The 18,197-nt window shown below is 72.0% G+C and carries 13 protein-coding genes; 9 read left to right on the top strand and 4 right to left on the bottom strand.

From position 1 onward, the window contains the following. The first annotated feature begins 71 nt into the window (after window positions 1–71). The 3 genes from cofD to ABT057_RS09440 all read left to right on the top strand — a co-directional run bounded on the left by cofD (window position 72) and on the right by ABT057_RS09440 (window position 3,439). Window positions 72–1,043 carry a 2-phospho-L-lactate transferase gene (gene cofD, locus ABT057_RS09450; protein WP_352341872.1) on the top strand — a complete coding sequence of 324 codons (972 nt, stop codon included), beginning with the start codon at window positions 72–74 and terminating at the stop codon, window positions 1,041–1,043. After that, window positions 1,040–2,344: a coenzyme F420-0:L-glutamate ligase gene (locus ABT057_RS09445; RefSeq protein ID WP_352341871.1), complete on the top strand. Its 1,305-nt coding sequence runs from the start codon at window positions 1,040–1,042 to the stop codon at window positions 2,342–2,344. Before cofD ends, ABT057_RS09445 begins: the two co-directional genes overlap by 4 nt. Window positions 2,345–2,428: 84 nt before the next feature. Beyond that, window positions 2,429–3,439: a DNA-3-methyladenine glycosylase family protein gene (locus tag ABT057_RS09440; RefSeq protein WP_352341870.1), complete on the top strand. Its 1,011-nt coding sequence runs from the start codon at window positions 2,429–2,431 to the stop codon at window positions 3,437–3,439. 185 nt (window positions 3,440–3,624) lie between these two features. Here ABT057_RS09440 and manB read toward each other — a convergent pair whose 3' ends face one another. Beyond that, window positions 3,625–4,707 (bottom strand): mannose-1-phosphate guanylyltransferase, encoded by a 1,083-nt coding sequence (manB, locus tag ABT057_RS09435; RefSeq protein WP_352341869.1) that lies wholly within the window; start codon window positions 4,705–4,707, stop codon window positions 3,625–3,627. Between the two features lie 313 nt (window positions 4,708–5,020). Further along, window positions 5,021–6,481, bottom strand: coding sequence for a peptidoglycan recognition protein family protein (locus ABT057_RS09430; RefSeq protein ID WP_352341868.1), 1,461 nt, complete (start codon window positions 6,479–6,481; stop codon window positions 5,021–5,023). A gap of 150 nt (window positions 6,482–6,631) precedes the next feature. On the opposite strand from ABT057_RS09430, the gene ABT057_RS09425 reads away from it, so the two are divergent. Then, on the top strand, window positions 6,632–7,390 hold the full coding sequence (locus tag ABT057_RS09425) for a TIGR03089 family protein (protein ID WP_352341867.1): 759 nt from the start codon (window positions 6,632–6,634) through the stop codon (window positions 7,388–7,390). Window positions 7,391–7,400: 10 nt separating this feature from the next. Here the strand turns inward: ABT057_RS09425 and ABT057_RS09420 are convergent, their stop codons facing one another. After that, window positions 7,401–8,279, bottom strand: coding sequence for an alpha/beta fold hydrolase (locus tag ABT057_RS09420; RefSeq protein ID WP_352341866.1), 879 nt, complete (start codon window positions 8,277–8,279; stop codon window positions 7,401–7,403). Window positions 8,280–8,411: 132 nt separating this feature from the next. Between ABT057_RS09420 and ABT057_RS09415 the strand changes: the two genes are divergently transcribed. The 4 genes from ABT057_RS09415 to ABT057_RS09400 all read left to right on the top strand — a co-directional run bounded on the left by ABT057_RS09415 (window position 8,412) and on the right by ABT057_RS09400 (window position 15,468). Beyond that, a complete protein-coding gene (locus tag ABT057_RS09415) occupies window positions 8,412–10,373 on the top strand; it encodes an AfsR/SARP family transcriptional regulator (protein ID WP_352341865.1) in 1,962 nt (653 codons plus the stop codon). Window positions 10,374–10,510: 137 nt separating this feature from the next. Next, on the top strand, window positions 10,511–11,716 hold the full coding sequence (locus ABT057_RS09410; protein WP_352341864.1) for an LCP family protein: 1,206 nt from the start codon (window positions 10,511–10,513) through the stop codon (window positions 11,714–11,716). A 266-nt stretch (window positions 11,717–11,982) separates the two neighbouring features. Further along, window positions 11,983–13,749: an LCP family protein gene (locus ABT057_RS09405; protein WP_352341863.1), complete on the top strand. Its 1,767-nt coding sequence runs from the start codon at window positions 11,983–11,985 to the stop codon at window positions 13,747–13,749. A gap of 81 nt (window positions 13,750–13,830) precedes the next feature. Beyond that, a complete protein-coding gene (locus tag ABT057_RS09400; protein WP_502973836.1) occupies window positions 13,831–15,468 on the top strand; it encodes an LCP family protein in 1,638 nt (545 codons plus the stop codon). Window positions 15,469–15,491: 23 nt separating this feature from the next. On the opposite strand, the gene ABT057_RS09395 is transcribed toward ABT057_RS09400, so the two are convergent. Beyond that, window positions 15,492–16,535 carry a glycosyltransferase family 2 protein gene (locus ABT057_RS09395; protein ID WP_352341862.1) on the bottom strand — a complete coding sequence of 348 codons (1,044 nt, stop codon included), beginning with the start codon at window positions 16,533–16,535 and terminating at the stop codon, window positions 15,492–15,494. 134 nt (window positions 16,536–16,669) lie between these two features. On the opposite strand from ABT057_RS09395, the gene ABT057_RS09390 reads away from it, so the two are divergent. Beyond that, window positions 16,670–18,121, top strand: coding sequence for an LCP family protein (locus tag ABT057_RS09390; protein WP_352341861.1), 1,452 nt, complete (start codon window positions 16,670–16,672; stop codon window positions 18,119–18,121). Window positions 18,122–18,197: the final 76 nt, after the last annotated feature.

Below are 18,197 nucleotides of genomic sequence, written 5' to 3'. Positions count from 1 at the left end.
GTCGTCCACAGGCGGGGGGTTGTCCACAACCGCCCGGCGCGGTGTCACAGCCGCCTGCGAGACTGGCTCCCATGCGCATCGTGGTTCTGGCAGGCGGCATCGGCGGTGCCCGTTTCCTGCGCGGTCTGAAGCGGGCCGTGCCGGACGCGGACATCACCGTCATCGGCAACACCGGCGACGACATCCATCTCTTCGGGCTGAAGGTCTGCCCGGACCTCGACACCGTGATGTACACGCTCGGCGGCGGCATCAACGAGGAGCAGGGCTGGGGGCGGGCCGACGAGACGTTCCATCTGAAGGAGGAGCTGGCGGCGTACGGGGTCGGGCCCGAGTGGTTCGGGCTCGGCGACCGGGACTTCGCCACGCACATCGTGCGGACGCAGATGATCGGCGCCGGATTCCCGCTCAGCGCGGTCACCGAGGCGCTCTGCGACCGCTGGCAGCCGGGGGTGCGGCTGATCCCCATGACGGACGACCGGGTCGAGACGCACGTCGCGGTGACGCTGCCCGACAGCGGCTCCGGCGAACGCAAGGCGGTCCACTTCCAGGAGTACTGGGTGCGGCTGCGGGCCTCGGTGCCGGCGGAGGCGGTCGTGCCGGTCGGCGCCGAGCAGGCCAAGCCGGCGCCGGGGGTGCTCGAGGCGATCGCCGCGGCGGACGTGGTGATCTTCCCGCCGTCGAACCCGGTGGTGTCCGTGGGCACGATCCTCGCCGTGCCCGGCATCCGCGAGGCGATCGCCGAGGCCGGGGTGCCGGTCGTGGGCCTGTCCCCCATCGTCGGGGACGCGCCGGTGCGCGGCATGGCGGACAAGGTGCTCGCGGCGGTCGGCGTGGAGTCGACGGCCGCGGCGGTCGCCGAACACTACGGCTCGGGGCTGCTCGACGGCTGGCTCGTGGACACCGTGGACGCCGCGTCGGTGGAGCGGGTCGAGGCGGCCGGGATCCGCTGCCGGGCGGTACCGCTGATGATGAGCGATCTCGGAGCGACCACGGAGATGGCCCGGGAGGCGCTGAGGCTGGCGGAGGAGGTGCGGGGAGCGTGAGCATCGGGACCGGTTACCGCGTGTGGGCGGTCCCCGGGCTGCCCGAGGTGCAGGCCGGGGACGATCTCGCCAAGCTGATCGCCGCCGCCGAGCCGGGGCTCGCCGGCGGGGACGTGCTGCTGGTGACCTCGAAGATCGTGTCCAAGGCGGAGGGGCGGAGCGTCCGGGCGGACGACCGGGAGGCCGCGATCGACGCCGAGACCGTACGGGTCGTGGCGCGGCGCGGGGCGCTGCGGATCGTCGAGAACCGGCAGGGGCTGGTGATGGCGGCCGCGGGCGTCGACGCCTCCAACACCCCTTCGGGGACGGTGCTGCTGCTGCCCGAGGACCCGGACGCCTCCGCGCGGGCGATCCGGGACGGGCTGCGCGAGGCGCTCGGCGTCGACGTCGGGGTCGTCGTCACGGACACCTCCGGCCGGCCCTGGCGCGCGGGGCTCACCGACGTGGCGATCGGCGCCGCGGGCGTGCGGGTGCTGGACGACCTGCGCGGGGGGACGGACGCGCACGGCAATCCGCTGAGCGCGACGGTCGTCGCGACGGCGGACGAACTGGCGGCGGCCGGTGACCTGGTGAAGGGCAAGGCGGCCGGGCTGCCGGTGGCCGTCGTCCGGGGACTGCCGCATGTGGTGGCGGAAGGCGACGGGGAGGGGGCCCGGGCCCTCGTGCGGGGCGCGCGGGACGACATGTTCCGGCTCGGGACGTCGGAGGCGGTGCGGCTGGCGGTCACCCAGCGGCGGACCATGCGGTCCTTCACCGACGAGCCGGTGGATCCCGGGGCGGTACGGCGGGCGGTCGCCGCGGCGGTGACGGCGCCGGCGCCGCACCACACGACACCGTGGCGGTTCGTGCTGCTGGAGTCGGCCCGCGCGCGGACCGGACTGCTGGACGCGATGCGGGACGCGTGGGTCGCGGATCTGCGGCGGGACGGGAAGTCCGAGGAGTCGATCGCCAAGCGGATACGGCGGGGGGACGTGCTGCGGCAGGCGCCGTACCTCGTCGTGCCGTGTCTGGTGATGGACGGGTCGCACACGTACGGGGACGCGCGGCGGGACGGGGCCGAGCGGGAGATGTTCGTCGTCGCGGCCGGGGCCGGGGTGCAGAACTTCCTGGTCGCGCTGGCCGGGGAGCGGCTGGGGTCCGCGTGGGTGTCGTCGACGATGTTCTGCCGGGACGTGGTGCGGGAGGTGCTGGGACTGCCGGAGGGGTGGGATCCGATGGGGGCGGTGGCGGTGGGGCATGCGGCCGAGGAGCCGCGGGCCCGGGCGGAGCGGGAGGTTGAGGGGTTCATCGAGGTGCGGTGAGCGACACCGGATCTCGTACATCTGTTCGTGTAGGGTCCCTCGTACTCTCGTAGGACCTCCAGGCTCGTTTCCCAGGACCTTCCCGTGGCAGGACGATTCGCTCCCCGGCCCACGCGTACGACGGTGCGCGGGGGGCATGTCCCCGTGCCCGCGGGGCCGGCGCGGCCCGCTGCGAAGCCCGGGCTGGTGCGGGACTGGGTGACGGAGGGGCCGCTCGATCTCGGACTGGTGCTCGGGCCGTTGCGCCGGGGGCCCGGGGATCCCACGTTCCGGGCGATGCCCGACGGGTCGGTGTGGCGGGCCAGTCTGACGCCCGCCGGACCGGGGACGCTGCGGGTCTCGGTGGTGCCCGGCAAGGGTGCTGTGCGGGGGGAGGCGTGGGGGCCGGGGGCCGAGTGGCTGCTCGAGCGGCTGCCCGAACTGCTCGGCGCTTCGGACGATCCTGAGGCGTTCGCCCCCCGGCACCGGGTGGTCGCGATGGCTCGGCATCGGCGGCCGGGGCTCCGGCTGACGCGGACCGGGCTGGTGCTGGAGTCGTTGATCCCGTCGGTGCTGGAGCAGAAGGTGACGACCGACGAGGCCTACCGGGCCTGGCGGTTGCTGGTACGGAAGTTCGGGGAGCCGGCGCCGGGGCCCGCGGCGGGCGGGCGGTTGTGGGTGATGCCGGGGCCCCGTACGTGGGCGCTGGTTCCGTCGTGGGAGTGGCATCGGGCCGGGGTCGACAACAAGCGGGCTTCGACGATTCTGCGGGCCGTGCGGGTCGCCGCGCGGCTGGAGCAGTCGGTGGGGATGTCACCGGAGGCCGCCCGGGCACGGCTGGAGGTCGTACCGGGGATCGGGCCGTGGACGTCGGCGGAGGTCGTGCAGCGCAGCCATGGGGCGGCTGACGCGGTGACGGTGGGGGATCTGCATCTGCCGGGGATCGTGGGATGGGCGCTCGCCGGGGATCGCCACGCGGACGACTCCGTGATGCTGGAGCTGCTGGAGCCGTATGCGGGGCAGCGGCACCGGGCGGCCCGGTTGATCCTGCTGAGCGGGCGGGTGCCGCCGCGGCGGGCTCCGCGGATGCGACGGGGCGACATCGCGGCGTTGTGAGGGGACGGCGGAGGTTGTTTCGCCCCCGCCGCCCCCACCCGTCCCGGCCCGTCCCCCAGGGGCGCTGCCCCTGCGGCCCCGCCAGGGGGCTCCACCCCTCTGGCTCCCGATCGGCCCCTGAACAGGCCTCGTCCTCGAAGGCCGGACGGGCTGGAGTGCGGTGACCGGCGCCGGCAGACGCAGGCTTACTGGTCCGAGGAGAACCGCACCGCCCCCGCCGGAATGCGCGCGTCGCACCACACCCGCATGCCGTCGCGCAGTTCGTTGTCGGCGCCGATGACGGCTCCGTCGCCGATGACGGTGCCGGTGAGGACGGAGCGTTCGCCGACGCGGGCTCGGGTGCCGATGAGGGAGTCGGTGATGACCGCGCCGGGTTCGATGACGGCGCCGGGAAGGATGGTGGAGCCGAAGACCCGCGCGCCCTCGGCGACGAACGCGCCCTCGCCCACCACCGTGCCGCCCGTCAGCTTCGCGTCCCCCGCGACCTGCGCCGTCGGCAGGATCAGACGGTCGCCGCATCGGCCGGGGACCGCGGGTGAGGGGGCGCGGCCGAGGACCAGGTCCGCAGAGCCTCGTACGAAGGCCGCGGGGGTGCCGAGGTCCAGCCAGTAGGTGGAGTCCACCATGCCCTGGAGGTGGGCTCCGGCGGAGAGCAGGTCGGGGAACGTCTCCCGTTCCACCGAGACCGGCCGGCCAGCGGGGATCGTGTCGATGACCGAGCGGCGGAAGACGTACGCGCCCGCGTTGATCTGGTCGGTGACGATCTCCTCGGGTGTCTGGGGCTTCTCCAGGAACGCCAGGACCCTGCCCGTCTCGTCGGTCGGGACCAGCCCGTACGCGCGGGGGTCCGTGACCTTGGTGAGGTGGAGGGAGACGTCCGCCCCCGTCGCCTCGTGCGTGGCCACCAGTCGTCCGATGTCCAGGCCGGTGAGGATGTCGCCGTTGAAGACGAGGACCGGGTCGTCGGGCGCCGAGTGCAGCCGGGACGCGACGTTGCGGATCGCGCCGCCCGTGCCGAGGGGTTCCTCCTCCGTCACGTACTCGATGTGCAGGCCCAGCGACGAGCCGTCGCCGAAGTGCGGTTCGAACACCTCCGCCAGATAGCTCGTCGCGAGGACGATGTGGTCCACCCCCGCCGCTTTCGCCCGCGCCAGCTGGTGCGTGAGGAACGGCACCCCCGCCGCCCTGACCATCGGCTTGGGGGTGTGCACCGTGAGCGGGCGCAACCGGGTTCCCTTGCCGCCGACCAGGAGGATCGCTTCAGTCACCTTCGTCTCTGCTTCCTGCCGGGACCGGCCGAACTGTCATTCGACCGGCCAGTGTATGCAGACCGTCGTGTGGCGCTTTCCAGGCCGTGCGGTGTTCCGTCCCAGTCCCGAGGCGACTGTCCCCCCGACGGCTGATGAAATGTGCCCCCACCTGGATGCGTCTCCGGCCGTTCGGGTGCAGACCAGGACGGTGCGGGCCGGTACGCACGCGGACCCGTACGGGTGCCGGGCGCGGTACCGCTGCGGGTGGTCGGCCCGCGGCCGTTCCGGAGGCCTCCACGGACCCCCGGGAACTCCCGAACTCCGCCCCGTCTCAGCGCCCTTGCAACTGCGCCGCGGCCGAGCGGGCCGAGCCGAGCTTGCCATAGAGCTGCTTTCCCGGGCATTCCGTGGCGAACCCGTCCCGATGGCCGGAGATCACATTCAGTCGTACATTCTCCCCCTTTGCGTAGAGATTGCCGCCTCCGGACTTCAGGTATGTCTTGCCTTTCGGATTCGCCCCGAACAGACCAAGCTTCCACGCGGTCAGTCGTGAGACGGCCGACACCGTGGCCGAGTTCGGCTTGGCGGTGGTGAAGGTACCGAGGACGGCGATCCCCGTGCTGTTCGTGTTGAACCCGAGGGTGTGAGCGCCCAGCACCGCGTTCGCCACTCCCCCCGCGCGACCCTCGTAGATGTTCCCGCACTTGTCCACGAGGAAGTTGTAGCCGATGTCCCGCCAGCCCAGGCTCTTGACGTGGTAGCGGTAGATACTGCGGATGACGGACGGGGCCTGCGCGCAGGTGTAGTTGTTGCCCGTCGCCGTGTGATGGACGAAGGCCGCCTTGACCGTGGTCGTGTAGCGGAACCCCGCCTCCCGGATGCTCTCGTCCGCGCCCCAGCCCTTGCGCGTGACGATGGCCGGTCGCGGGCCGATGTACGGCTTCGCGCGCTGTCTGCTCGTCAACTCGCCGCGGCGCAGGGACAACAGCTCCCGCTCCGTGCGCGCCCGGTCCAGGGCGGGGATCTCCCGCGCACCGAGGGGGGCGAGGTCCGCGTTCGCGGCCGCGGCGGAGACGGCTGCCGGGGCCGGGGCGGCGGCGGACACGGCTTTGGTGACGGACGGGAGTCCGCCGCCGAGCGCCGGCGGCAGCGCCCTGCCGCGCGTCGGGCCCGCCGGGACATGGGCGGGGGCGGGGGTGCCGGGGTCGACCAGGTCCAGACGCAGGCCCGCCGGGAGCCGGGCGGCGGTGCGGGTACGGAGGCCCCGGCCCGTCTCCTCCGGACGGCTGCGGGTGCCGGGGCGGACACGGACCTCGACGCCGTCGGAGTCGCCGACCCACAGGGGGGCGGTGGCGCCGCGGACCCGGCCCGAGTCGCGTTCGGCGGTGCCGGGGTCGGCTCCGTGGTCGGCGTTGTGGGTCTCCAGGTCCTGCCAGCCGGACCAGGCGTCGCCGCCGGACGGGCGGGTGCGGACCTGGACACGGCCGCCCAGCTCCGCGTCCGGGTCGTCCCAGACGACTCCGAGGAGGGAGAAGGGGTGCACGTCCTGGCGGAACAGGCCCCGGCCGGCGGAGCCGAGGGACCGGTCACGGGTGAGCGGGGTCAGGGGCAGCGACTGGGTGCTGCCGGGAAGGGCAGGGGCTCTGGTGTCGATGGTGCCGCCGGTGTCGGCGTTGCCGGCCTGTGCGGACGGCGCCGGTCGCACCGGCGCCGCCGTGGCGGGCGACGTCAGTGGAAGGGCCAGGGCGGCCGCACAGGTGACACCGATCGAAGTAGCAAGCAATCCACGCATGCGAACGATCCTGGACATAGCCATACATATCTGTCCATCGGGGAGTTGACGGGCCGTCGGGCGTGTTCGGCCGAACCGGTGGCCCCGGTTCGGCCGAACCGGTGGCGCGGTGATACATGCGGCGGCCCCCCGGCGCGTACGCTTGCGCGGGTGAACGCCACTGATCGCACCCCTGCCGACCTGCTGCGTTCCGCGCTCGCCGCGGATCCCGCGCGCCCCCTGGTGACCTTCTACGACGACGCCACGGGCGAGCGGGTCGAATTGTCCGTGGCCACCTTCGCCAACTGGGTGGCCAAGACCTCGAACCTGCTCCAGGACGGGCTGTCCGCCGAGCCCGGCGACCGCGTCGCGCTGCTGCTGCCCGCGCACTGGCAGACGGCGGTGTGGCTGCTGGCCTGCGCGTCGGTGGGGGTGGTCGCGGACATGGGCGGGGATCCGGGGCGGGCGGACTTCGTGGTGGCCGGGCCGGGAGGGTTCGAGGCGGGGCTCGCGTGCCGCGGCGAGCGGTACGCGCTGTCGCTCGCGCCGCTCGGACGGCGGTTCGTGCCGGGCCCGCCGGAGGGGTACTCCGACTACGCGGTGGAAGTCCCTTCCTTCGGGGACCGCTTCGTGCCGTACGCGCCGGTCGATCCGGAGGCGGCCGCGCTCATCGTGGCCGGGGCGGAGTACACCGGGGCCGAGGTGGTGGAGATGGCCCGGGCCGAGGCGGCGGGGCTGGGGCTGACGGGGCCCGGGTCGCGGTTGTTGTCGGGGCTGCCGTACGACACGTGGGAGGGGTTGAGCGCGGGGTTGTACGCGCCGCTGGCCAGTGGGGGTTCGGTGGTGTTGTGCCGGAATCTGGAGCAGGCGGACGGGGAGGCCGTGGCGAAGCGGATCGAGAGCGAGCGGGTGACGGCCACGGCCAGGTAGCGCGGGGCGGTCACCGTTTCACCAGGTCCAGGATCAGGGTGGCGATGTCCTCCGGAGCTTCCTCGGCCATGAAGTGGCCCGCCCGGGTGGTGAAGTGCTCGAGGTCGGTCGCCCAGGGGCGCCAGATCGCGGCGGCGTCGAACCCCAGCTGCCGGCCCCAGTCCTGCTGGACGACCGTCACCGGCATGGTGAGCCGGTTGCCGGCGTCAAGGTCGGCCTGGTCGTGTCCGATGTCGACGGTCGCCGTGGCGCGGTAGTCGGCGACGATCGACGGCACGGCGTCCCGGCATGCCCGCAGGTACTCGGCGCGCACCTCCGCCGGGATCGCGTCCGGGCTCGTGGACCAGACGTCGAGGAAGTGGCCGAAGAACGCGTCGGCGCTGCCCGCGATCATCCGCTCGGGCAGTCCGGGCGGCTGGGCCATCAGATAGAGGTGGAAGGCCACCGCCGCGCCGACCCCGTGCAGGACGTTCCAGGTGTCCAGGGTGGGGACGATGTCCAGGATGCCCAGGTGGCTGATCCGGTCCGGGTGGTCCAGGCCGGCCCGGAAGGCGACGTGCGCGCCGCGGTCGTGCCCGGCCAGTGCGAACCGGCCGAACCCGAGCGCGTCGGCCAGAGCGACGACGTCCGCGGCCATGGTCCGCTTCGAGTAGGTGTCCTCGCCGGCCGCCTCCGGCTTGCCGCTCGCGCCGTAGCCGCGGAGATCGGGGCACACCACCGTGTGGTGCTCGGCCAGGACGGGCGCGACGTGCCGCCACATCAGGTGGGTCTGGGGGAAGCCGTGGAGCAGCACGATCGCCGGGCCCGCTCCGCCGACCGCCGCGTGCAGTTCGACGCCGTCGGCCACTTCGATCGAACTGGTCCCGAAGCCGGGAATGGTGATGCCCATCGTGTCGTCTCCGTCTCTCGGTACGCGTGCTCCGCCGTGGCTCACGCGTGGCTGTGTGAACGAGAGGAGGATGCGGGAGCCCGGTCAGCGGTGGATCAGCGGCGGCGGCCCTGAGCCGGGGACAATGAGGGCATGGAGATCATGGTCGAGGTGCTCGGGCCGGTCGGGGTCACGGACACCGAGGGCCGTCCGGTGGCCGTGGGCAGCCGGCGCCGCCGTGAGCTTCTGGGAAGGCTGGTCGCGGCCGGCGGCCGGGCCGTCCCGCTGCCGGTGCTGGTCGGTGATCTCTGGGAGGATCCCCCGCCGACCGCGGCCGGGACGGTCCGGACCTTCGTCGCCGAGCTGCGCCGCGCCCTGGAACCGGATCGTCGCCCGCGCACCCGCTCGCACACCATCGACACCGTCGGGACCGGATACGCCCTGCGGGTTCCACGGACGCACGTCGACGCCCACCGGTTCGAGGACACCCTCCGGGCCGCGCGCGACCGACCCGGTGGCCGGGTCGCCGGTGTGCTGGGCGAGGCGCTCTCGTGGTGGCGGGGCGAGCCGTACGCGGACCTCGCAGGCTCGGCCTGGCTGACCGCGGAGCGTGCCCGGCTGACCGAACTGCACCGCCAGGCCGTCGAACTCCGCGCCCGGGCGATGCTGGACCTCGGCCGGGGCGCACCCCTCGTCCCGGAGCTGGAGACGTTCGCGACCGCGCACCCGTGGCGTGAACATGCCTGGGCTCTGCTGGCCCACGCCCTCTACCAGGCCGGCCGTCAGGTCGACGCGCTGGCCTCGCTGCGCGGTGCGCGGGCCAGGCTGCTGGACCGGTTCGGACTGGAGTCGGTGGACACCCTCGACCATCTCGAACGTGACATCCTCCGGCACGCTCCGCACCTCACGCCCGCGCCCCCGGACGAGGACCGGCTGCGCCTGCTGACCCGCACGGAGGCGACGGGCACCTACACCCGGCTGCGTTCGATGAGCACGGTCGCCGGGGCCGCCGCGGTCACCGGCGGCACCAACCTGGTCCTCGCCCAGGAGCAGCGCGCCGCGGCGGTCGCGGAAGCGGAACGGACCGCGGACCCCGTCCTCACCGCGCGCGTGATCGCGGCTTACGACGTCCCCACCATCTGGACCCGGGCCGACGACCCCGCCCGGTCCGAGAGCCTGGTCGCGACCACCCGGCGCACTCTGCACCGGCTCGGGCCGCAGGCCCCGCCCGCGCTCCGGGCGCGCCTTCTCGCCACCATCGGTCTCGAGCACCGCGGAACCCGGGACCGCTGGGCCGCCGAGGCGGCGGCCGAGGCCGAACGGCTCGCCCGGGACCTGCACGACCCGGGCGTGCTGGTCCTCGCGCTCAACGCCCGCTTCGTACAGTCCTTCCAGCGACCCGGCCGCACCGGCGAACGCGACGCCCTCGCCGTCGAGCTCATCGAGCTGTCCACCCGGCACGACCTCCCGCTGTTCGAGATCCTCGGCCACCTGATCGGGATCCAGGTCCACGCGGCCCGGGGCGACACCGAGGCCGCGCACCGCCATGTCGTGGAGGCCGAGCGGCTCGCCGGCGTCCACGAGAGCCCGCTCGTCCATGTGCTGACCGCCGCCTTCCGGACCATGCGGCTGGCGGAACGGTCGGACGACCCCGCCGAGGCCGCTCACGCCTACCGCGCCCTGGCCACCGACCTCGCCGGCGCCGGCATGCCCGGGATGGAGACCGGCGTCCTCCCGCTCGCGCTCCTCTCGCTCCGGGTGCGCCACGGCCGTCCGGCGCCCACCGACCCCGGCCTCGACTGGGGCCCCTACCGTCCCTGGGCGCAGCCGCTCCTCGCCCTCGCCCGAGGCGACCTGGCGGCGGCCCGTCACGCCGCCGCCGCTGTGCCCACTCCCCCCGCCGACCACCTGTACGACTCGCTCTGGGCCGTCAACGCGCATACGGCGCTCCTGGTCCGGGACACCTCACTCGCCGCCCGGGCGTACGACGCCCTTTCCCCCCTGCGCGGCGAGATCGCGGGCGGAACGACCGCGATGATCACCTTCGGCGCCGTGGACGACATCCTGGCCGCCCTCGGTCGACACCTCGCCGGTCAGCACCTCGACCGGCGATAGCCCCCGAGGCACCTCCGCGGCCCCGCCCCGGCACCTTGGGCCCCTCACCCGTTCGGACCAGTTCCGCCCGCGCCCGGCCCCACCCCACGGCATCGTCGTAGAAGCACTCCGTCGGATGCGTGGGAGGTGATCCGGACGTGACGGGCTCCGCGGGCAGTGGACGGGTGTTCGGACCGGGGGCGGGTGCCTCTGCCGAGGGGCGGGGGCTGGTCCGCAGACGCCGGCGAAGGTGGGTCCGCGGCGGGGCGGCGGCGGTCGCGCTGGTGGTCGTCGGAGCGGGGGTGGCCGGATTGGTCGTGTACCTGAAGCTCGACGGGAACATCACGGCCGACGAGGCGGCCGCGGCCGAGCTCGCCCGGTACGCGAAGGAGCGGCCCACCGCGCTGGTGAAGGACGCGCAGAACGTGCTGGTGATCGGGTCGGACTCGCGGGCGGGGGACGAGAACGCCGCCTACGGGACGGACTCGGGGACCGAGCGGTCGGACACGACGATCCTGCTGCATCTGTCGGGGGGACGGCACAGCGCCACCGCCGTGTCCCTGCCGCGCGACCTGATGGTGCACGTGCCGGGGTGCCGGCGGCCGGACGGGACGCGTACCGAGCCGATGTTCACGATGTTCAACCACGCCTTCCAGACGGGCGGTTCGGCCTGCACGATCCGGACGGTGGAGAAACTGACCGGGGTGCGGATCGACCACCATGTCGTGGTCGACTTCGCGGGGTTCAAGGACATGGTGGACGCCGTGGACGGGGTGCGGGTGTGCCTGAAGGAGCCCGTCGACGACAAGGCGGCCAAACTGCGGCTGCCCGCAGGAAAGGTGACCCTGAACGGGGAACAGGCGCTCGGGTACGTCCGCGCCCGCAAATCCCTGGGGAACGGCAGCGACACCGAGCGGATGGAGCGGCAGCAGCGGTTCCTCGGTGCGCTCGTCAACAAGGTGCAGAGCAATGACGTCCTGCTGAATCCGGTGAAGCTGTATCCGGTGCTGGACGCGGCCACGTCCTCCCTCACCACCGATCCGGATCTGGCGAGTCTGCGCGGACTCTACGAACTCGTGCGCGGCCTGCGCGACATTCCCACCGAACGTGTGCAATTCCTGACCGTTCCACGGGAGTCGTATGTCTATGACGCCAATCGCGACCAACTGGTGGAGCCCGCGGCGGAAGAACTCTTCGAACGACTGCGGACCGATGATCCTGTGACGGTTTCTAAGGAACTTCCCATGAATTCCAGCCCGGCGGAGTCGGGCGATCACGGACCGTACGGGGTGCGGGCCGCCTCCCCCACGCCACCAGCGCCCACGTTCCGCGGGAACACCGCCGCCGAGGACGACTGCAGGTAAAGCGCTTGCCAAGTCACGGTCTCGCGGTGAACACGAGTCCCAGGAAATGGGGCGGATTGCCCGGTTGTAGGGACGTGGAATTTGTCACGGACGTCGCTCCACGTTGAACTGGGCGGATAGTGTGAGCGATCCGGTGCACCCGGCCACGAGGTCTGTCCTGGGGTCGAGCACTGAGTGACCGAGTGAGACTGAGTGACCGAAGACGACCCGAGCGCCTTTTGAGGGGGAAAGGCGCCGCGTGGCCCCGACGGAGGATTCGGACAACCGTGGACGCGCAAGGCCGTGGGCGGGCGGACAACATCGATCCCGCAGACCAGTGGGTGCTCAATCCGAACACCGGCGAATACGAACTGCGACTGACTCCTTCCGCTCCGCAGTCGGCGGTGCCCGGGCCGCGCAGAGCCGCCTCCCGTACGGCGGCTCCCGCAGCCCCGGGTGCGGCGCACGGCCGTACGGCGGCTCCGCCGGACCGCCGGCCGCCCGAGGAGACGCCGGAGCGCGTACCGGGACCCCGCCGCCGCAAGGGTGTGCCGGAGGAACCGCCCGCCCGGCGCGGCCGGCGGCCGGTGAAGAAGAAGTCGAAGGCGAAGAAGATCCTGCTGTGGACCGGCGGGACGATGGCCTTCGTCCTGGTGGGGGCGGCCGGCGCGGCCTACCTCTACCTCGAGCACCTCAACTCCAACATCACCTCCGTCTCCGACGACGGCGCGAGCACCGGTGGCTTCAACAAGGACAAGGCGATCAACATCCTGTTGATCGGCACCGACAAGCGCACCGGCGAGGGCAACACGAAGTACGGCGACGCCAACAGCGTCGGCCACGCGGACACCACGATCCTGCTGCACGTGTCCAAGGACCGGACGAACGCGACCGCGCTGAGCATCCCGCGCGACCTGATCGTGGACGTCCCGGACTGTCCGACCACGCAGGAGGACGGCACCACCAAGGTCATCAAGGGCGAGGACAACGTCCGCTTCAACACCAGCCTGGGCCAGGAGGAGCGTACGGCGAGCTGTACCGTGCGCACGGTCACCGAGCTGACCGGCATTCAGGCCGACAACTTCATGGTGGCCGACTTCAACGCGGTCAAGACGCTGACCACGGCGGTCGGCGGCGTCGAGGTGTGCCTGGCCAAGGACATCGACGACGCGGACTCGCATCTGAAGCTGTCCAAGGGCACCCACACCATCGAGGGCGAGCAGGCACTGGCGTTCCTGCGCACCCGGCACTCGGTGGGCTTCGGCGGCGACCTGAGCCGGATCGAGCTGCAGCAGCAGTTCCTCAGTTCGCTGATGCGCAAGCTGAAGTCGAACGACACCCTCTCCAGCCCCACCAAGATGATCAAGCTGGCCGAGGCGGGCACCAAGGCGCTGACCGTCGACTCCAAGCTCGACAGCATCAGCAAGCTCAAGGACCTGGGCCTGGAGCTGGGCAAGCTCAACGTGAAGAACCTGACCTTCACCACCGTGCCGGTGATCGACAACCCGGCGGAGAAGGTCGCGGCGACGGTCGTCGTCAACCCGAACACGGCATCCACCGTCTTCCAGCTCATCAAGGACGACGTCTCCTTCACCGAGGTGAAGGAGAAGGCGAAGGCCTCCAAGGACGCGGCCGCTGCCGCGGCCGCCGCCAGGCTGAAGGGCACCAAGTCCACGGCCTCCGAGGTCCGGGTACAGGTCATGAACGGCGGAGCCCCGGCCGGCAGCGCACAGGAGACTCTTAACTGGCTGCAGAATGATGAGGGCGTGACGAAGTCCGAGAACGCGGGCAACGCGCCGGCTGAACTGAGCAAGACGACTCTCGAGTACGACCCCGACCAGGCCGACCAGGCACGCAGGCTCGCCGACATCATGGGGCTGCCCGGCACCGCACTGAAGCCGGGGAAGAGCGTCACCAACGCCCAGGGTCTGCCGACGATGACGCTGACGCTGGGCAAGGACTTCAAGGGCGCGGGCGTCTCACTCACGGCAGCGACGAAGGTGCCGGACTCGGTCCAGAAGTCCACCGCGGACAAGGTCGAGTGCGCCAAGTAGGTAACCCTACGGGCCCGTCGTGCGTCTGACTTGACGCGGGACGGGCCCGTGTCAGGCGGCGCACGGTGGAGGGGCAGGGGAATGGCGGCGAAAAGCGGTGTGCGGGGTGAGGGGCCGGCGGTCGAGGACACGATGTCACTGACCCCGGTGGACCAGGACGCGTCCGAGGAGGGCGACGGGCCGAGAGCCGGCGGGAGAACCGACCGCAAACGCCGCAGACGGCGGGTGCTGCGCTGGTCGGCGACGGTGCTGGCGATGGTCATACTCGGCGGCGCGGGGGCCGGATACCTCTACTACGAACACCTCAACTCCAACATCAAGAGCGACGACCTCAACCTCGGCGACGCCAAGGACCGCGCCGCCAGGACACAGGCCAACGCGGCCGGCCAGACCGCCCTGAACATCCTCCTGATCGGCTCGGACGCCCGGGACAGCGCGGAGAACCAGAAGCTCGGCGGCGCCAAGGACACCTTCAACGGCACCCCGCTCGCGGACGTGCAGATGCTGCTGCACATCTCCGCGGACCGAAAGAACATGTCGGTCGTCAGCATGCCCCGCGACACGCTCGTCGACATCCCCAAGTGCACCGACCCCGACACCAAGAAGACGTACGCGGCGACCACCCGGACGATGACCAACGAGTCGCTCGGCCGCGGCGGCCCCGGCTGCACGGTGGCCACCTGGGAGAAGCTCACCGACATCCACATCGACCACTTCATGATGATCGACTTCTCGGGTGTGGTGTCGATGGCGGACGCGATCGGCGGCGTACCGGTCTGCGTGGACGCCAACGTCTACTCGCACACCAGCAGCGGCAAGGGCTCCGGTCTGAAGCTGGAGGAGGGCACCCACTCCATCAAGGGCAAGCAGGCCCTGCAGTGGCTGCGCACCCGCTACGGCTTCGAGGACGACACCGACCTCGCCCGCGCCAAGGCGCAGCACATGTACATGAACTCGATGGTCCGCGAGCTGCGCGCCAACGCCAAGCTGACCAACCCCAACAAGCTGCGCAAGCTCGCCGAGGCGGCGACGAAGGCGATCACCGTCGACGACGGCCTGGACACCATCACCAAGATGTACGACCTCGCCACCGAGCTGCAGAAGGTGCCCACCGCGCGCATCACCATGACGACGATGCCGAACGCCTACGACACCATCCAGACCGGCCGGGTGGTGCCGACCAAGGACGCCACGAAACTGTTCCGGCTGGTACGCGATGACATCGCCCTGGACGGCAAGGACAAGAAGAAGACCACCACCACCGCGAGCCCCTCGCCGACGGTCACGGACCCGGCCGCCGCGGACGACAAGATCGCCGTACAGGTCCACAACGGCACCTCGACGAGCGCGCTGGCGGCCGCCCGCGGGCGTGCCACCGCCGTCACCGAGCTGCTGAAGGACAAGGGCTTCGACGAGGCCGTCGCGGACACCTCCGCGGCGACGGCCGAGAGCACCACCGTGATCCGCTATCCGAGCGCCGACCTCAAGGGCGACGCACTACGGGTGGCGAAGGTGCTCGGCATCCCCACCAGCCAGGTGAAGAAGTCCACCGACGTCTCCGGCGTCACGCTGGTGGTGGGCGCGGACTGGCGGTCGGGAACCAAGTACGAGGCGCCGGCCAAGGAGAAGGACGACGACACGACACCCGCCTCGGCACAGGCGATGAACGGCGCCGACGAGACACAGTGCATGCACGTGGACCCGAACTACACCTGGTAGCCGGGTCCGGTGCGCCTGGGGCCTCAGCGGGAGCTGTTCTCGGGGGAGCTGAGGACCGCGGGGCGGCGCGAGGCGATGACCCGCCTCGCCAGCGACTTCGGGCTGGTCAGGAAGCCGAGGCCCCAGGACATGTGCATGGTGGCGAGGGCCACGGGGATCCACAGCCGCGCCTTCAACCCCAGCCCCTTGCCGGCCGGCAGCGACCCGGCGAGGATCGCCGCGAGATAGCCGCCGGGGATCACGAATCCGAGCGGGGTGAGCGCCGCCCCGACGACCAGGCCCACGGCTATCGCGCACACCGCGGTGGGCGGGGCGAGATAGCGCAGGTTGATGGAGCCCTCGTGGTAGCGGGCGACCACGTGCCGCCAACGGCCGTAGTCCTTGTACTGCTTGGCGAGCGCCTTCACGGTGGGCCGCGGCCGGTACGACACCTTCAGCTCCGGCGAGAACCAGATCAGCCCGCCCGCCTCGCGGATGCGGAAGTTGAGCTCCCAGTCCTGGGCGCGGATGAACTCCTCGTTGTAGCCGCCCTGCCGCTCCAGCGCCTCACGCCGGAAGACACCGAGGTAGACGGTCTCGGCGGGCCCGGCCTGGCCGCCCGTGTGGAAGGCGGCGTTGCCGACCCCGATCTTCGAGGTCATGGCCGCGGCGACGGCGTCCTCCCAGGCGTTCTCGCCCTCGGCGTGCATGATGCCGCCGACGTTCTGCGCACCGGTCTCCTCCAGGAGGCGCACGGCGGTGGCGATGTAGTTCGGCGAGAGCATGCCGTGCCCGTCGACGCGGACGACGATCGGGTACCGGGAGGCCCCGATCGCGGCGTTGAGGGCGGCCGGCGTGCGGCCGGCGGGGTTCGGCACGGTGCGCACACGCGGATCGTCCGCCACGAGTTCGGCCGCGATCTCGTCCGTACGGTCCGTGGACGGACCGAGGGCGATCACGACCTCCATCTCGCCGGCGTATTCCTGCGCGAGGATCGCTTGGACGGCTCCGCGCAGGTGCCGCTCCTCGTCGAGGACGGGCATGATCACGGACACGGCGGGGAGCTGCACGTCGGGCTTCGCGTTCATAGGGGGCTCACGTTACCGCGAACGGGGGACACCGGTGCGCCCCGCCGGGTCCGCTGCACCGGGCGACAGATCGTACGGGCCTACGGTACTCACGGCTCCCCCCGTCCCCAGGCCGTCGCCCGGAGGTGTCCCGTATGCCCACCACACCGCCCCGGACCCGGCGCCGCCCGCCGGTACGCCCCGTACGGAGGAAACGTCCCCGCTGGGCCATGCGGGCGGCGACCACGCTGTCGGTGGTCGTCCTGGCCTCCGCCGGGATCGGGCACTCCGTGGTCAGCAGTCTCGACGCCGACATCGCGCGGGTCGATCCCTTCAAGGACATGAAGAACCGGCCGCGGGCCGGCCACGGCATGAACGTGCTGCTGGTCGGCACCGACGGCCGGGACAAGGTCACGGAGCTCGAACGGCGCCGGTTCCGGCTCGGCGGCGCCCCGTGCCACTGCACCGACACCATCATGATCGTGCACATCTCGGGGGACCGGGAACGGGCCAGCGTGGTCAGCCTGCCGCGCGACTCCTACGCCGACACTCCCCCGCACACCGACCAGGTCACCGGAAAGGCCCATCGCGGCCACCCCCTCAAGCTCAACGCGGCGTACGCGGAGGGCGGTCCGCAACTGACCGTGCGCACCGTCGAGAACATGACGCACGTCAAGATCGACCACTATCTGGAGGTCGACTTCACCAGCTTCATGAAGACGGTGGACGTGCTGGGCGGGGTCAAGATCTGCACCACGACGCCCCTCAGGGACACCTACACCGGCCTGAACCTGCCGGCCGGCACCCACACCCTGCGCGGCGGCAAGGCCCTGCAGTACGTCCGCTCCCGGCACGCCGACGCCTCCTCCGACCTGGGCCGGATGAAACGCCAGCAGCGGTTCCTGGCCTCGATGGTGGACCAGGCGACGTCCTCGGGGATCCTGCTGAACCCGCTGAGGTTCCGGGACGTGACGCGGGCGGTGCTGGGCTCGGTCCGCGCGGACCGCGGCTTCGGCACCGACGAACTCCTCGCCCTCGGACGGGCGATGCGCACCTTCTCGCCGTCCTCCTCCGAGTTCACCACGGTCCCGATCGGCCGCATGGGCTTCGTCGTCCCGGGCATCGGCTCGACGCTGAAGTGGGACCCGGTGAAGTCGGAGGCCGTCTTCCGCACGCTGCGCGACGACAAGCCCCTCGCCTCGGTCTCCCCTCCCCGCCCGCGCCCCCGGGTGACGGCGGTACGGGTGGAGGTGCCCCCGCAGCAGATCCGGGTCCAGGTCGAGAACGGCACGCGGACCATCGGCCTGGGCCGAAGGGTGGACACCGCCCTGGCGGCCACGGGCTTCCTGACGACGCGCCACCCGGTCGACTCCCCCGACCACTCCGTGCTCCGCACGGTCATCGTCCACGACCCCCGCTGGGACCGCTCGGCAAGGTCCCTGGCGGCGGCCCTGCCCGGCAGCGAACTGCGCGCCGCCCCGGGCCTCGGCCCGGTCCTGAAGGTGATCGCCGGCACCGACTTCCGCGAGGTGCGCAAAGTGCGCGGCGAGGAGCCGGTCACCAAGGAGGCAGAGGTCGTACGGGGCGACGAGGTGGGGTGCGCGTAGGGACGAACGGGGTGGAACGGTTGCTTCCGTCGGCTGGCGCGCGGCGCGTCGCGGGCGTAGGACGGAAGGGCACGGG

This window comes from Streptomyces sp. NPDC002588 (genome assembly GCF_040295925.1).
Classification (GTDB): domain Bacteria; phylum Actinomycetota; class Actinomycetes; order Streptomycetales; family Streptomycetaceae; genus Streptomyces.
The sequence above is the reverse complement of the archived record's forward strand: the minus strand, read 5'-3'. Positions and strand labels throughout refer to the sequence as shown.

What these genes read in the sequence shown, in the direction of transcription:
- ABT057_RS09430 (WP_352341868.1), bottom strand. Translation starts at nt 6,481, where the DNA reads ATGCGTGGATTGCTTGCTACTTCGATCGGTGTCACCTGTGCGGCCGCC.
- ABT057_RS09400 (WP_502973836.1), top strand. Translation starts at nt 13,831, where the DNA reads ATGGCGGCGAAAAGCGGTGTGCGGGGTGAGGGGCCGGCGGTCGAGGAC.
- ABT057_RS09415 (WP_352341865.1), top strand. Translation starts at nt 8,412, where the DNA reads ATGGAGATCATGGTCGAGGTGCTCGGGCCGGTCGGGGTCACGGACACC.
- ABT057_RS09390 (WP_352341861.1), top strand. Translation starts at nt 16,670, where the DNA reads ATGCCCACCACACCGCCCCGGACCCGGCGCCGCCCGCCGGTACGCCCC.
- ABT057_RS09395 (WP_352341862.1), bottom strand. Translation starts at nt 16,535, where the DNA reads ATGAACGCGAAGCCCGACGTGCAGCTCCCCGCCGTGTCCGTGATCATG.
- ABT057_RS09420 (WP_352341866.1), bottom strand. Translation starts at nt 8,279, where the DNA reads ATGGGCATCACCATTCCCGGCTTCGGGACCAGTTCGATCGAAGTGGCC.
- cofD (WP_352341872.1), top strand. Translation starts at nt 72, where the DNA reads ATGCGCATCGTGGTTCTGGCAGGCGGCATCGGCGGTGCCCGTTTCCTG.